The organism is Methanosarcina horonobensis HB-1 = JCM 15518, from assembly GCF_000970285.1.
In the GTDB taxonomy this organism is placed as follows: domain Archaea; phylum Halobacteriota; class Methanosarcinia; order Methanosarcinales; family Methanosarcinaceae; genus Methanosarcina; species Methanosarcina horonobensis.
The window spans coordinates 1,737,186-1,749,630 of sequence record NZ_CP009516.1 but is presented as its reverse complement, the minus strand read 5'-3'; the positions used below and the strand labels follow the sequence as shown (position 1 = coordinate 1,749,630).

Annotated in this window: 17 protein-coding genes; 15 read left to right on the top strand and 2 right to left on the bottom strand. The window is 45.6% G+C overall.

Translation table 11 applies throughout. The features are described from left to right. Positions 1 to 7 precede the first annotated feature (7 nt). The 8 genes from MSHOH_RS07735 to MSHOH_RS07695 all read left to right on the top strand — a co-directional run bounded on the left by MSHOH_RS07735 (position 8) and on the right by MSHOH_RS07695 (position 4,428). Entirely contained in the window at positions 8 to 325 is a 318-nt protein-coding gene (locus tag MSHOH_RS07735; RefSeq protein ID WP_048138672.1) for a hypothetical protein, read from the top strand. Further along, positions 322 to 582 (top strand): hypothetical protein, encoded by a 261-nt coding sequence (locus tag MSHOH_RS07730; RefSeq protein ID WP_048138670.1) that lies wholly within the window; start codon positions 322 to 324, stop codon positions 580 to 582. The genes MSHOH_RS07735 and MSHOH_RS07730 overlap by 4 nt, the downstream gene beginning before the upstream one ends. Continuing rightward, entirely contained in the window at positions 579 to 1,001 is a 423-nt protein-coding gene (locus MSHOH_RS07725) for a phage virion morphogenesis protein (RefSeq protein ID WP_048138668.1), read from the top strand. Before MSHOH_RS07730 ends, MSHOH_RS07725 begins: the two co-directional genes overlap by 4 nt. A 253-nt stretch (positions 1,002 to 1,254) precedes the next feature. After that, a complete protein-coding gene (locus MSHOH_RS07715) occupies positions 1,255 to 1,692 on the top strand; it encodes a hypothetical protein (protein ID WP_048138665.1) in 438 nt (145 codons plus the stop codon). Positions 1,693 to 1,701: 9 nt separating this feature from the next. Then, complete coding sequence (locus MSHOH_RS07710) at positions 1,702 to 2,619, top strand: hypothetical protein (protein ID WP_048138663.1); 918 nt, start codon at positions 1,702 to 1,704, stop codon at positions 2,617 to 2,619. Further along, the gene (locus MSHOH_RS07705) at positions 2,616 to 3,098 is read left to right on the top strand and encodes a hypothetical protein (protein ID WP_048138661.1); all 483 of its coding nucleotides are present in this window, start codon (positions 2,616 to 2,618) and stop codon (positions 3,096 to 3,098) included. The genes MSHOH_RS07710 and MSHOH_RS07705 overlap by 4 nt, the downstream gene beginning before the upstream one ends. An 8-nt stretch (positions 3,099 to 3,106) precedes the next feature. Beyond that, a complete protein-coding gene (locus tag MSHOH_RS07700) occupies positions 3,107 to 3,307 on the top strand; it encodes a hypothetical protein (protein ID WP_048138659.1) in 201 nt (66 codons plus the stop codon). Continuing rightward, positions 3,304 to 4,428: a hypothetical protein gene (locus MSHOH_RS07695; protein ID WP_048138657.1), complete on the top strand. Its 1,125-nt coding sequence runs from the start codon at positions 3,304 to 3,306 to the stop codon at positions 4,426 to 4,428. The genes MSHOH_RS07700 and MSHOH_RS07695 overlap by 4 nt, the downstream gene beginning before the upstream one ends. On the opposite strand, the gene MSHOH_RS07690 is transcribed toward MSHOH_RS07695, so the two are convergent. Continuing rightward, on the bottom strand, positions 4,429 to 4,722 hold the full coding sequence (locus MSHOH_RS07690) for a zinc-ribbon domain and TM2 domain-containing protein (RefSeq protein WP_048138656.1): 294 nt from the start codon (positions 4,720 to 4,722) through the stop codon (positions 4,429 to 4,431). 72 nt (positions 4,723 to 4,794) lie between these two features. Here MSHOH_RS07690 and MSHOH_RS22045 point away from each other — a divergent pair, with 72 nt between their 5' ends. Genes MSHOH_RS22045 through MSHOH_RS07675 form a run of 3 tightly spaced genes read left to right on the top strand, consistent with a single transcriptional unit; the run spans position 4,795 to position 8,005 of the window. After that, positions 4,795 to 6,624: a hypothetical protein gene (locus MSHOH_RS22045; protein ID WP_052730761.1), complete on the top strand. Its 1,830-nt coding sequence runs from the start codon at positions 4,795 to 4,797 to the stop codon at positions 6,622 to 6,624. Positions 6,625 to 6,633: 9 nt separating this feature from the next. Beyond that, a complete protein-coding gene (locus MSHOH_RS07680; protein ID WP_048138654.1) occupies positions 6,634 to 7,218 on the top strand; it encodes a hypothetical protein in 585 nt (194 codons plus the stop codon). A gap of 13 nt (positions 7,219 to 7,231) precedes the next feature. After that, a complete protein-coding gene (locus MSHOH_RS07675) occupies positions 7,232 to 8,005 on the top strand; it encodes a hypothetical protein (RefSeq protein WP_048138653.1) in 774 nt (257 codons plus the stop codon). Here the strand turns inward: MSHOH_RS07675 and MSHOH_RS22040 are convergent. After that, the gene (locus MSHOH_RS22040; protein ID WP_052730760.1) at positions 8,002 to 9,135 is read right to left on the bottom strand and encodes a tyrosine-type recombinase/integrase; all 1,134 of its coding nucleotides are present in this window, start codon (positions 9,133 to 9,135) and stop codon (positions 8,002 to 8,004) included. The two genes, MSHOH_RS07675 and MSHOH_RS22040, sit on opposite strands and share 4 nt — an antisense overlap. Before the next feature lie 357 nt (positions 9,136 to 9,492). Between MSHOH_RS22040 and MSHOH_RS07665 the strand changes: the two genes are divergently transcribed. From MSHOH_RS07665 to MSHOH_RS07655, 4 genes are all read left to right on the top strand, one after another. Then, positions 9,493 to 10,365, top strand: coding sequence for a winged helix-turn-helix domain-containing protein (locus MSHOH_RS07665; protein ID WP_048138651.1), 873 nt, complete (start codon positions 9,493 to 9,495; stop codon positions 10,363 to 10,365). Between the two features lie 203 nt (positions 10,366 to 10,568). After that, positions 10,569 to 10,697 carry a hypothetical protein gene (locus tag MSHOH_RS25570; RefSeq protein ID WP_275425559.1) on the top strand — a complete coding sequence of 43 codons (129 nt, stop codon included), beginning with the start codon at positions 10,569 to 10,571 and terminating at the stop codon, positions 10,695 to 10,697. Next, positions 10,694 to 10,933, top strand: coding sequence for an MTH865 family protein (locus MSHOH_RS07660; RefSeq protein WP_048138649.1), 240 nt, complete (start codon positions 10,694 to 10,696; stop codon positions 10,931 to 10,933). The genes MSHOH_RS25570 and MSHOH_RS07660 overlap by 4 nt, the downstream gene beginning before the upstream one ends. 177 nt (positions 10,934 to 11,110) lie before the next feature. After that, a complete protein-coding gene (locus MSHOH_RS07655; protein ID WP_048138647.1) occupies positions 11,111 to 11,962 on the top strand; it encodes a methanogenesis marker 8 protein in 852 nt (283 codons plus the stop codon). The last annotated feature ends 483 nt before the right edge of the window (positions 11,963 to 12,445 follow it).

The window sequence follows — 12,445 nt, the reverse complement described above, 5'->3', positions numbered from 1 at the left end:
AAAAACCATGGATCTTAATGCCGAAACCGCATCATATATTATGAACGCCGTTCTCCTCCCTCTTCTTGGCGTTCTCGTAGTAAAGCTCAGGAAAGCTGCTCCAGAACTGCTTGAATATGCTCGTCAGCTGTCAAACCTCAGGGTAAAGGCAAAAACGGTCCTGAACATCATGGGCATGATCTATGCGATCGCATCAAAGATTGACAAATACATTGAAAATGACGGTGAAATTGACACAACGGAAGCTAAAGATCTCCTTGTAGATATTAAGAACCTTGCGAATTCTCCTGACGTGAAGGCACTTCGGGAGGAGCTGTCCGCTTGAGCAGCGATACCATGTTCCCTCCGATTCCTCCTGATGTCAGTTTGAAGGAGTATCTTGATTCTCGGTTCGATGGCCTGGAAAAACTGATTGATGTAAAGTTTCAGTCTGTTGAGGCCACGACAAAAACACAAAACAAAATCTTAGAAGATCTTGAATGTAGAGTTTCGAGCCTGGAGAAATGGAGAGCGTATATTCTTGGTGCATGCCTCATCATAGGCTTTCTGGTTCGGTGGCTCTGGGAACTGTGGATGTCATGATAAAATTCTCGTCAAATTCTGAAAAAGTGCTTTCCAGGCTGGAGATCCGGAAAGCTACCTTGAAAGGGAAAGGTGAACGGGGTATCCAACAGGCAAGCCTTTTTCTTGAAGCAAAGATCTCTGAGAAGATCTCTCTCGATCAGTTAGCACCTCCTCTCAAGGAAGCAACGATCCGGAGGAAAGGATCTTCTCGAGTACTCTTTGATAAGGGCTACCTGCTTCAGCAAATCGACCACAAAGTGTATGGAATGAGGGCTGAAGTTGGTGTCTTTGATGGAAAAGAGAAAAGAGCTTACATAGCTCTTGTGCATGAGTGGGGGTATCCAGAGGGCAACATTCCGGAAAGGTCCTTCATGCGGAGTGCCTTGGAAGAAAATAGAAAAGGGTTGAAGAAGATCTTCGCAAAGGCAGCGAAGTGATTACTCCTTCTTCATACTTTTTAGAATAATCCCTACCATCCCGAGAGCACCGAGTACGATTCCAAGACTAAGAAGGGGAGTCGTATTTTTGCTCTCCCCGGGTTCTTCAGTTTCATTTGCTTCCTGGATATCTCCAGCAGCTGGTGTTTCTTCAGGGGTTGGAGTCGATTCGACTTTCCTTTAAATACTGCCTCCTCAAACCCTCCCCTGTGGAGCACCCACATTCTCAGACTCCAGAGGAGGACCCTCACTTTTGTCCCGAATAATTTCCGACCCACAAAAGAAAGAAGTTTTCAAAGCTATTCCTGCTCAGGTGACAATCGGAGAAACGACAGTCACTGCATCGAAGATCTGGTCAAACCAGAAACTGACATCTTACCCTTCTATCACTCTCAACATTTCCCTAGACGACATCCCGCATTATGTCGATGTTGTTGAAGGGGTACTGTACTATCAGGCAACCCTGACAGTTCATGTCTTGGCCGGGACTACTCATGGCATTCCAGGCGTGATCCTGGCAGAAGCTCTTGCAGGTCAGACCGTTTCTGCAATTGAAACCTGGATAGATCCTTTGCCAGAAAATGTCCGGATCTTCGACCTGGAAGGAGACATTTCCTCCATGCGGAGCTTAGGGACATCTGTGGAGGGCATTACCGATCTTGTTCTTTCTGTGAAAATCTACCACTCATGAGGTGAAACCATGGCGGACCAAATAGACCAGCGTAAAGTGAAATGGATAGAATATGTTGACGAAGCAACCCTTGGGACTACCCCTAACAACCCAACAATGAAAGCTTTCCCAGGGGAACTGATTGACTTTGAAATCGACGGAGGAGCCGAGTTTGACACCTACAAAATCATGAAGGGACCGACAGATTCAGATCCACTCAGTTGTGGTGTCACAAGAAAAACAGTAGAAAAAGAACACACAGTTAAGGTGACTCTGAAGGTCACCGGCATGGACCTGATTCCTTATGTGGTCATGGGATCAACGACCAGTACGTACACTCCCGGAACTACCCCCCATCCGGTCAGTATCGGAGCTATGATTGGGACAGAATTCTGTGTCGTCAAGGGCTGTATCCTCACAAACCACGAGGTCAACTTCAAGGATCGCAAAAGTGTAGGAGAACTGACACTTGAATTCATGGGGATGGAAAGGACCGACTGGGGGTCTGACTACATTGGAACCAGCTCCCACGCGAGCGCGGTTTCAGAAGCTCCTATGCAGCTGGGCGATGTCACAAGCATCCTGTATGATACTGCAGCCATGAGTGCAATCGGCGGAATCGTAGACTCACTAAAATTCGGTGTCAAGAACAATATCGAAGCTGTTCGGGATGGCTCCGCATCATGGGCCTCAAAGATCTCATCCTGGAACTATACAGGCAGGGAGATCTCCGTCGACCTGGGCTGCACACTCACGTCCATGTATCTGTCAGATGAGGTCCTCACCGGAGACAATGACCACACACTGGCGTTCACCCTTGATGGGAAAACGTATACTATAAGTTCCATTGCATGGACAAATGCCCCAGGCGTGAAGGCTGCTCCTGCCGAACTGATAGGAATGAACCTGCAGAACGATGCTGAGGCTGCAAGGCTGGTGGTAGCATGAACGTGAGTGAAATCCCTCTGCGTGAGAAACCATCTCATGGTTCAGTAAAACGTGTTTCCAGAATCACCGAAGACTGGATGATGATGAAACTTGGCCTTCCTGGATTTCAGAAATTTATCGCTGAGAAAAAGAAGAGAACTGCAACAAAAAAGGAAGATGAACAGGAAGAGAAAATGGACTCTATCCTAAAACTGATGTTTGAAAATGATCAGGATTTAATGTCCGAGTTCCTAAGGATGCAGGATGGCCTTGGAGAATATCAGACAATAATGCTGGCAACATCCTGGAACCTGCAGAAAATGCTCGCCTACGAGGAGGAAGCAAGCGAGGACGAATTCCAGGCTCTCCTGAAGAGATGCATCTCAACTCTTGGAGGGACAGCTGCGGATTTTTTTGGTACCTCCGGTACAGGTTCTCCCTCCCGGAGAGAGACACCGGAGGAAACGAACGAGACGAGCTGTCCCTCGAAGAATTCCTGAGAGGTGCGGTGTGGACATTCTCAGAGGCTAGGAGAGCGATCCGTGCAGCCAGTAGAGGCGAATCGTTTCCAATTTCGCAGGAACTCGACGATGTCCTGACCTGTGAGTCCTGGGGGATATCCCAGGACCTCCTTGACAAGATGCCGGAAGAGGATGTCATGTACAGGAAATTTGTCGCATATGCAAGATACATCGAGGGAAAAACGTGAAAATTGGAGATATCGACCTGCCATGTGTGGCAGTCTTTAATGCAGCTGCAGTCAAGAGGTCTACTGAAATAATCTCCCCCCTTGGAACAAACCTTCATACCATTGCTGAGTTTGAGCCAGATCCTGTTACTCTGGAAATGTCCGGATCTCTCTTCAAAGAGTTTTCCGGAACAAAGACAGCTGACCAGTACGCTGAGGACCTTGCAGCTCTGGCCCGCAGGAAGTCAGTCTGGAACTATGTCCACAATGTGCAGGGGAAGTACGGTTTCGTCTCGGTGGAATCCTGCAATGTGGATCCCAGGGAACGTACGAAGGCCTTCCGGGAATTCACTGTAGACGGTCTTTTCCTCCCTCTCTCTGAGTACTGGGGCAGGGTTGAAACTCTTCCTGTAGTCATTCAGAATGATTTCGGAATTACCCTGGAAGACTGTCAGAGCTGGACCACTCTACCTGCAGGTAGTAGCTATGCAACTTCTGGATCCACCCGGGAAGTATCTTCTGAGTACGGGACTCTGACCCAGACATCCGGATCTTTTGCAAACTTCATGCCTGCAGGGAGTATGGACGGAGTTGGAGAGGTCCAGGTCTTTGATGGGTCCCTCCGGATCCACTCAGCAGCTCACCTGGTCGGAGAGGTCCTCACGGTCAAGAATGGCCTGTACTCGGTAGCAATAGACAAGGATCAGGGCACGATTTCAGTATCCTACTGGTCCGGAGCAGAGTACACCTTAATCGATAATTTCTCAGTGGGCTATTCACTTATAGGGGTTTTCTTGAGGACTTTAAGGCCAGACCGGGTCGAAGTATGTTTTTGTTTGAATGGGTATCCGACAATCCTTGATTGGGTAATCCTTGAAGCTGGAAAACCCCCTCAGATGACTGTCTATAGTTTGACCTGCTCGGAACTGTCCCCTTCAGATTCGAGCACCGGAGCTGATAACTTCCTGGTCCTGGGCACGGGCCTGTATGTAGCAAGTAATCAGGCCCTTAGCATCTCGGAAGGAGTGATCGCAGGGCCCGGAAAAAAATGGATTTTCTACGAAGCTTCTGATCCGGAGCAAGAAGCAAAAAACTGTCTCGTAGACCGTCAGGCAGAATGGTACGTTTCGAGGAGGTGGTGATCAGCTCACACGTCTTTCAAAGGACTCGTCTGATTCGAGCAGATACATCAGGCCTTCGAGCAGGCCGAGAAGTGCGGGAATGAAAGTCCAGCAGAACAACAGATACAAAATCCCCTGTCCGGCTTTCCCCATATAGAATTTGTGGATTCCAAATCCTCCAAGGAATATAGCGAGAACCCCGGCAACAACCTTGCTTTTTCCAGAGGCACGCTTGATGGGTTGCCTCACACCACATTTAGGACAAATTTCAGCTTCATCGCGAATTTCAGAACCACATGTTCTACAGAACGCCATATCATCTCTCCAATATAATTTAGATGAATATAGAATAACTTCCTTAAAAAAACTATCTTTCTGGGGGCCATCATGACAGATGAAACAATTGAAAAACTGATATACGAACTCGAGGCAAAAGTTGACAAGGCCATCGCGGGCTTTGAGAAGGTCGAGAAGTCAATCGGTGACGTAGATAAGAAAATGGACAAGTCATCGAAGGCCATGGAGAAGGGAGCAGCTCTTGTCGCGAAGGCCTGGCAACTTGTAGCTGTTACAATCACTGCAGCAATTGCCTTGATGGCTCGTGCTACTGTCAAGAGTTCAGCCGATATGGAAGCCTACATGATCACCCTTACTAACCTGTACGGTGATCTGGAGACTGCGGGGCAGAAGATGGAATGGCTTCTCGACTTCGCACAACGAACGCCCTTTGAGCTCCCAGGCTTGATAGATTCAATGACGAAGCTGAAGGCTTACGGGATTGAGTTTGAGACCGTTATACGCTCCCTGGGCAATGCTGCTTCTGCCCTGACAAAACCCCTTGACGCAGCTGTCGAAGCTCTCGCGGATGCACAAACGGGGGAATTTGAGCGGCTTAAAGAGTTCGGGATAAAGGCTATCGAAATTACGAAAAACAATTACGAGATGCTTGGTGCAACACAGGAGCAGATCGGGCTGACAGCTCTGACCTATACTGACTCTCAGATGCAACAGGCTATCAAAGTCATTGACCGAAACAACAGGCAGGCAATTACTACAGCGATTACCGGTATCTTTGATGAGAAATATATGGGAGGCATGGAAGCCCTTTCAAAATCTGCGAAAGGTATTTGGTCAAATATTTGGGACAGTCTGTATAAAGGGCAACTTGCCTTCATGGGTTTTGATGAAGCTACGAAACAGTTCCGGGAAGGAAGTCTTTTTGATCGCATGAAGACAGGCCTCGGGGGAGTTCTTGATACTGTTCAGAACATCGACTTCGAAAAGGCAGGACAAGGGGTTGAAACTTTCCTGGGTTGGATGGATAAAGGGAAGGAGATCCTGCAACCCTGGACAGATGCGGAAAAGCGCATCAATAAAGCAGTTTTTGGGATATTGAAGGACGTTAAGAATGCCCTAGGAACTGAGATCACTGGAGATCTTGATGGGTTGAAACTCCTTCTACAGGACCTGTACGGAGCATTTGTCCTGCTCAGGAGGGGGGCTGCCTACGTTTTTGAGTACATAGATTCGCACGATATTGGAGGCAAATTTGTCTTGTCGTTCAGGCTTGCCCTTGAGTCAATCTCTGCCGTCTACTCCTGGATCCATGACAAACTCGTCTGGGCACTCGATGAGATCATCACTAGATACAACTCCCTTGTCCCTCTTCTGCAGAAAGCAGGCATTGATGCTGAAGTAGTCTCAATGGACATGTTCAAACCTGTCAAGGACTCTGCTAAGGATGCCAGGGAAGAAGTCAAAAAAGAAATGGATCAAGTCGTAGCGGATCACCGGGCCGCTGTTGACGAGATGACCGGAGCTGCAAAAGGTGCAGAGATCATCCCGGGCGGAAGAAGATCATACGCTCAGATCATGGGTGTGGATGCTGCCAAAGCTGCAGGCCTTTCGGGAGTCTATGGGTCTATGGGAATTCCCGCAGCCAAGGTTTCTCAGACATCCACCATCCCTGCTGCTGACACGGAGGTCACATCCACTCGGATCACAGCGATACAAAGTCCGACAAACATAGGTTTTAACCTCACAAGTCTGATCACGGGGATCAAGGACGAGTTTGTTGCGGCTCTCAAGCAGGAACCGAGAGATGTGGAAATCAACATGAACGTGGTTGTCAGAAACGAATCAAGCATGCGGAACCTGCAGAAACAGATAGGTGAGGCTACAGCAAGAGGGGTTTCTGGAAAATACACATACTCATGAGGTCCTACCATGGATATGAGACTGAAGTACAAGGTCAGAGCACAACAATACACAAATGTGCCGTATAGTTTCGGCGGGACGAACTGGAATAGAATCCTGATGAACTCTGAAACGACAATCGGATCGGAAAACGTGCTTGCAGCGGCTAACGATACCGTATCAGGTCGTCCTGTCACGTTGGCACCGTCTTTCATACTCCCCGACACATGGAACGGAGAACTTATCGACGGCAATGTTTTCTGCAACGTGCGGGTTGGAATCGAAAAACCGTCAGATGGTTATGCATATGTTTCTGATGTCGATGTTGATATCAAAAAAATCAATTCTTCAGGAGCATTGACAAGCCTGTCTGGAGTTGTCGCCCTGCTTGATGGAGGAAATGTAAATGGACCGCTTTCTCAAGATTCTGACACCCCAGGCATCAAATACGGGCAAATATTTGGATGGGTTCCTGTGTATGCTGAAATCAATTCAGGAGAACATATTGTTGTTGAGGTCCGCGTCACAGCAACAGGGACATTGTCCCCGGCCAAGGTCTACACCGTGTATTCTGCTGACTCTGATGACACATATTTCATCTTTCCGCTAGTGTAAGGAGAGTGTACCAGTGATCTACCCAAATTGGATCTACTATCCTAACGACGAACTTGAACTTTTCATCGATACTGTACAGCAGGTATCATACGTTTCTGGCTGCAACACAACAGAATATGTCGGTGCCTCTGATGGGAAGTTGAAATCGAAAGCGATAAGGCAGTTGCCAACTGCGACTTTTGAATGCACCTGGGACACGAACCACATAACCGATATCTATCGCTACCTTGATTATCTCAAAGGCAAACAGGTCATAATCGGTTTTGGCAGGTTGGATCTAGCGAGCTGGGCCAAAATCACAGACGCATCTTTCGTAAGGACCGTCGGGACTGTGCAGAAAGCAAGTCTGTCGATGCAGTTTCTTGGAGATGTCAGGGGGCATTTTTGGGAGGCTGAGGATCCGAGAGACGATGGTGGAGGGGCCGAGTATTCAGACGCTCTTGCATCCGGAGGGAAAACGAAAAGATTGTCCGGAATCGGAAGCAGTGTCAGTTTTGAAGTTCGACAGTCTAAGATTATGCTACCAACCGGAAACTACACAATGTTCGCACGGATTAAAGACTCTAACCAGGTCACTGATGACCTAATTCTTGATGTCTATGATCGTGATGGTTCATACAATCCGACTCTAACCACAACGGCGACAAGTAGTTTCAAAATATACACATTAAACTTTGAAATATCTTCTTCTGAAGCTGGACACCGCATACTTTTCGAAGTTTTTAAAAATAAAACATCCACAAATAATATTTATGTAGACTTCCTGAGCTATGTGGCAGTGCCTTAAATCCCTTCTTCTTTCATTTTTCTCATAATCTCATACGCATGCCTGAAATCCTCTTCGTATGCCTGTATCTCCTGCATTGTTTTCATGTCAAGAGGCAGTCCGCATCTGGTGCAGAATTTGGAGGTGGGGCCGTTTTCTTTTTCGCATCTGGGGCAGGCCTTGCTCATGAGTTCAGGAAGCATTTCTTCTTTTGTTGATTTCCCATACATACGGAGGATTGCTTCGTCTGTATCTCTTCCGGATAAGTGGACATAGACAGAAGGCATGTTCGATCCAGGAACCCACCCGAGGTAAGAGTCCATCTGAGCTTCTGTGAGATGATTTGCCAGCTCGGTTGCACGAGAATGCCGGAAGAGATGATTGTATACCCTCTTGTCAATGCCTGCTCTTTCAGCCGTTTTCGTGACTACCTTCAGGATTCCATCATGTCCCATCTGCTTCCCGGTGTTTTTCCCTGTGATGTTCACAAAAAGAAAATCGTCCCTGTTCTGCCTGTTGGGGTGGTTGTCAATCCAGGTCGAGATATATGACATCGAAAACATTATTCTCGGCCGCCTCGGCCCAGTCTTACCTTTGATCTCAAGAGTTGCACCATGTTGATCGAAGATGACATTCCTGATTTTGAGGTCTCCGAGTTCTCCTATCCTAGCTCCGGAGTCGTATAATAGTGAGATCAGAGCTTTGTCCCGTGGGTTTTTTGCAGCCTTGATCATCCGCCCAACTTCATCCTCTGTGAGCAGGTTCTCTGGCAACTTCTTCGATTTCAATTTCATGCCTGTTTTGATCCAAGCAGCTGCATGATTTTCTCCTTGCAGCCATCGGAAAAACTGTTTCAGAATCGCTTTGTATTGCAGTTTCGTGGAGTCTGCCTTCCCTGACCGCTCAATCTCCGCTACGATCCCCTGGACATCTAACCGGTTCATCTGGGCAAAATCCTTCTTTGCGGATCCAGCGAAGCGGTGAAGGGTTGAGATACAAGAAAGGATCCGCAACGCTCCTATACCGTTTGCGAAAAGATAGTTCTCGAAATCGAGAATGGCTATTCTATTCGTTTCAGAATATTCCGCTGTCCGGATTCGTTCTTCAGCTGCTGGCAGGCTCTTGTATATTTTATGATCGTGAATACCCATACATATATCTCCAATAGATTTGATAGAAATAGCATAGCTGAGTGGACTGAAAGTAAAAAGAAATCCTGCCTTAGTCTTAAAATTTGTAATCTGAATTCAGAAAACCTTTCCTTTTTTTTCGTAAATCAGTTTTGTGGATCTATTTTTTACGGACTCTTTTTTCATGAATTCTCTTTCGCAAGCTCTCTTTCATAGACTACTTTTTTGTTAATTTGAACGTCTCAAATAACAATATAAACTCTTTATCATTGCCAGAAGACACTGAATTGTTGCTTTGTTCTTAGAGAATTTTTACAGCAGAATAACTTTAAAGGTTATAACAAAAACTTTAACAATAAAGCAGGAAGATATGGAATCATGAAAAATAGCAGTAAAAAAGAGAACCATCCTGAGAGTTCGGTGCTGTCCGAAGAACAGGAAATGGTAGAAGTAAAAGCTATCAAAGAAAAGCTTTCCGAAATGCATAGCGATATTAAAAAATTAATGGAATTTACCAGAAGGCTGCGTTTTGAAGCTGCTCTTGAAAGCTCAAGGAAGGAGTATTCAAATGCTATTCTCAGCCACCTTTTCGAAGATATTGATACCGGGCTTGAACGGAACATGATAAAGAAATGTCCTGAGAAGCAAAAATGTACCTCTGCATTTACAGCTCTCCTGCAGCAGAATGCAGAGCTCATAACGAAAAATAGAGTAGATGAAACATCAATCTCGGACAACAGAAAAAAACTGGAGGAATTGCGGTGTATAGCTCCTTACAGCAAATGTGAAAAATGTTTTTCTGAAGTTTCGAGCCTTCTTGTAAAACAGGTCAATCTTATGCGCTCTATGAGGATTTATGCTGATAACCAGGAACAGAAACCGGATATTTCAGCTCTCAAAACCGCTGTAGTCATGAGCGAGATTCTTGAGCCGGTCTCAAATCCCCAGCGTCTGGAAATCCTGAGGGCAGTAGCGTTCGAAATGAAAAGTTTCTCTGCTTTTTCCGAACTTACGGGCCTTAGAGGAGGAAATCTGCTTTTCCATCTCCAGAAGCTCATGGACAGTGGCTTGATCCTGCAACAGCACGAGAGAGGAGATTATATGATTACCGAGAAAGGGTTCAGGATACTGCAGGGTCTCAACGAAATTTACTCTTCACTTCAAAGCTCTCCACTTCAAAATTCTTCAAAACAGGACTCTGCAGAGAATAGTCTCCAGAAAAGACAGGAAAACCCGGAGTTAACCATTTGAATTCGTGTATTCTCGATCTTCATTTTTGCATCATTTCATTTTAATTTTACATTATTTTCATGCTATCTGGTAAATATTCGACAACTAAGGGCTGTAGTAATACAGTGGACAATTAAGGGCTATAGTAATACAGTGGAATGCATTAACTACATTCCCGTGCCGATCAAGTATATATCAATAACCCACCAATAAGAGATTGTAGAATGAATTCTCCGGAGAAATCAGACTGCAAAGAACCAGAAGGTCAGAAACAGAATAAATCAGAAACACGGGAAAAAGATAAATCAAAAGATAAATCTGAGGAAAAAGCAAAATCTGAGGAATGGAAATGACTGTAAGAGACGATATTCACGGACAGATCGTTGCAGGTCTTAAAGGTGCAAAGTTTCCCATAAACACACCCGAAGAATTGCTCTCTGCTTTCCCAGCGGGTGCGGATACCACATGCAGATCAGGTGACCTTGCCGTTACTGCAGGAGAAGCAGGCAAATTGCTCACTCCAGCGGACTTTCCGTTTAAGGATGCAAAACAGGTGGCAGATACAATAGTTGAAAGAGCAGGGCTTTAAGTCCTGCGCCCTTCTTTTACGCTTTTCTCTTTTTTCTCCTTTCGCTCTTTATTTTCGTTTCTACCTCTGCTCAATATTACTTTCTTGATGAAACTGAGATTAAGGAACAGGAATAGTTAAGGCAAGAATCACATTATTAAATAATACAATTTTTCGGTTCTGGAAGGTGTATTTCGAATGCCTCACATTATGGAATTAATGGGAAAAGCGAGAGTAGTTGTAAAAGATGGAAAAGTAATAGAAGTCGGAACTCCTGAAGTAGAATGGTGCCCTCTATTTGTCAAACTGCGAGGAGTAGAGAAGATGACTCATGAGGAAATCAGGAAAAACATGGAGTCCCGGATCAGCGAGCTGGGAATGTTTACTGAAAACCGCAAGCTGGAATTTGAAACAACCGTCGTTGCTTTCGGCGCCTCAGAAATAATGATGAGCGGCCTTAATAGCGGATTCCTTGAAACAACCGTGACCGCCTGCGACGGCGCAGGTACCGTAATATCAGGCAATCCCTCACTGGTCCAGGGAATCGGAGGCAGGATGTCCGGTCTCGTTGAAACCGAGCCAATCGATGCAGTAATCAAAGGAATTGAAGAACGCGGAGGAACCGTACTCGACCCCTCAACCGCAGCTATTGACCCGGCAGGCGGGGTAAAAAAAGCTGCTGAACTCGGCTATAAAAAGATCGCAGTTACGGTTGCAGATGCAAAAACCGTAAAAAGAGTAAGGAAAATCGAATCCGAACTCGGGCTTGACCTGTTCGTTATTGCGGTACATGTTACGGGCGTCAGTCGGGAAGAAGCTCAGGGGCTTTTGGATAACTCGGATATTGTAATCAGCTGTGCCTCAAAACATATCCGAGAACTTGCAAAGCCTCTTGTGCAGGTAGCAGCTGCGATCCCTCTTTTTGCCCTCACACAGAAAGGAAAGGAACTTGTTATTGAAAGAGCAAAAGAGATTGAAAGCCCTATTCTGATCAATACCATGTCTCTCCCGGTTTTGCCTGAGCACAAGCAGCCGAAGGAGTTGGTTTGAGAACCGACAAGAGCCGAATGGTACATCATAGGTTTAAATATATTTTGTAGTTTTGCCCTGGCAGAGGAAAGAAGAAGAATCTTACTAAAAGACAAGACAGATAAAAAATTCGTTTATAATTCTTTTTTTGGGTTTTCCGGACTGCTTGACTGCTTACTTCTGGCAGCCCGGATCCCGAGATTTGATTTAAAAACAATAGCCTATCGTTTTTAAATTACTTAACCGTTTTTAAATTAGTTGACCGTTTTTAAATTACTTAACCGTTTTTAAATTAGTTGACCGTTTTTTAATTTATTTCGTTTTTAATACTTAGTCGCTTTAATTTGTATTCCGTTTTTCAGTTACTTTAGAGCTCTTATGTTAATTTTTACTGTATTATCCAGTTTTAAGAAGTCTTGAACATTGATAAGCTATTGCTGAGAGGGTTGGCTTTCAGGTAGTGATTGGTTGTGCTTACTTCTTTGCACCTTTGGACGGTTTGCT

Coding starts and splice junctions, on each gene's coding strand:
- MSHOH_RS07690 (WP_048138656.1), bottom strand. CDS start 4,722: ATGGCGTTCTGTAGAACATGTGGTTCTGAAATTCGCGATGAAGCTGAA.
- MSHOH_RS22040 (WP_052730760.1), bottom strand. CDS start 9,135: ATGGGTATTCACGATCATAAAATATACAAGAGCCTGCCAGCAGCTGAA.
- MSHOH_RS07665 (WP_048138651.1), top strand. CDS start 9,493: ATGAAAAATAGCAGTAAAAAAGAGAACCATCCTGAGAGTTCGGTGCTG.
- MSHOH_RS07735 (WP_048138672.1), top strand. CDS start 8: ATGGATCTTAATGCCGAAACCGCATCATATATTATGAACGCCGTTCTC.
- MSHOH_RS25570 (WP_275425559.1), top strand. CDS start 10,569: ATGAATTCTCCGGAGAAATCAGACTGCAAAGAACCAGAAGGTCAGAAA.
- MSHOH_RS07655 (WP_048138647.1), top strand. CDS start 11,111: ATGCCTCACATTATGGAATTAATGGGAAAAGCGAGAGTAGTTGTAAAA.
- MSHOH_RS07660 (WP_048138649.1), top strand. CDS start 10,694: ATGACTGTAAGAGACGATATTCACGGACAGATCGTTGCAGGTCTTAAA.
- MSHOH_RS22045 (WP_052730761.1), top strand. CDS start 4,795: ATGACAGATGAAACAATTGAAAAACTGATATACGAACTCGAGGCAAAA.
- MSHOH_RS07680 (WP_048138654.1), top strand. CDS start 6,634: ATGGATATGAGACTGAAGTACAAGGTCAGAGCACAACAATACACAAAT.
- MSHOH_RS07725 (WP_048138668.1), top strand. CDS start 579: ATGATAAAATTCTCGTCAAATTCTGAAAAAGTGCTTTCCAGGCTGGAG.
- MSHOH_RS07705 (WP_048138661.1), top strand. CDS start 2,616: ATGAACGTGAGTGAAATCCCTCTGCGTGAGAAACCATCTCATGGTTCA.
- MSHOH_RS07710 (WP_048138663.1), top strand. CDS start 1,702: ATGGCGGACCAAATAGACCAGCGTAAAGTGAAATGGATAGAATATGTT.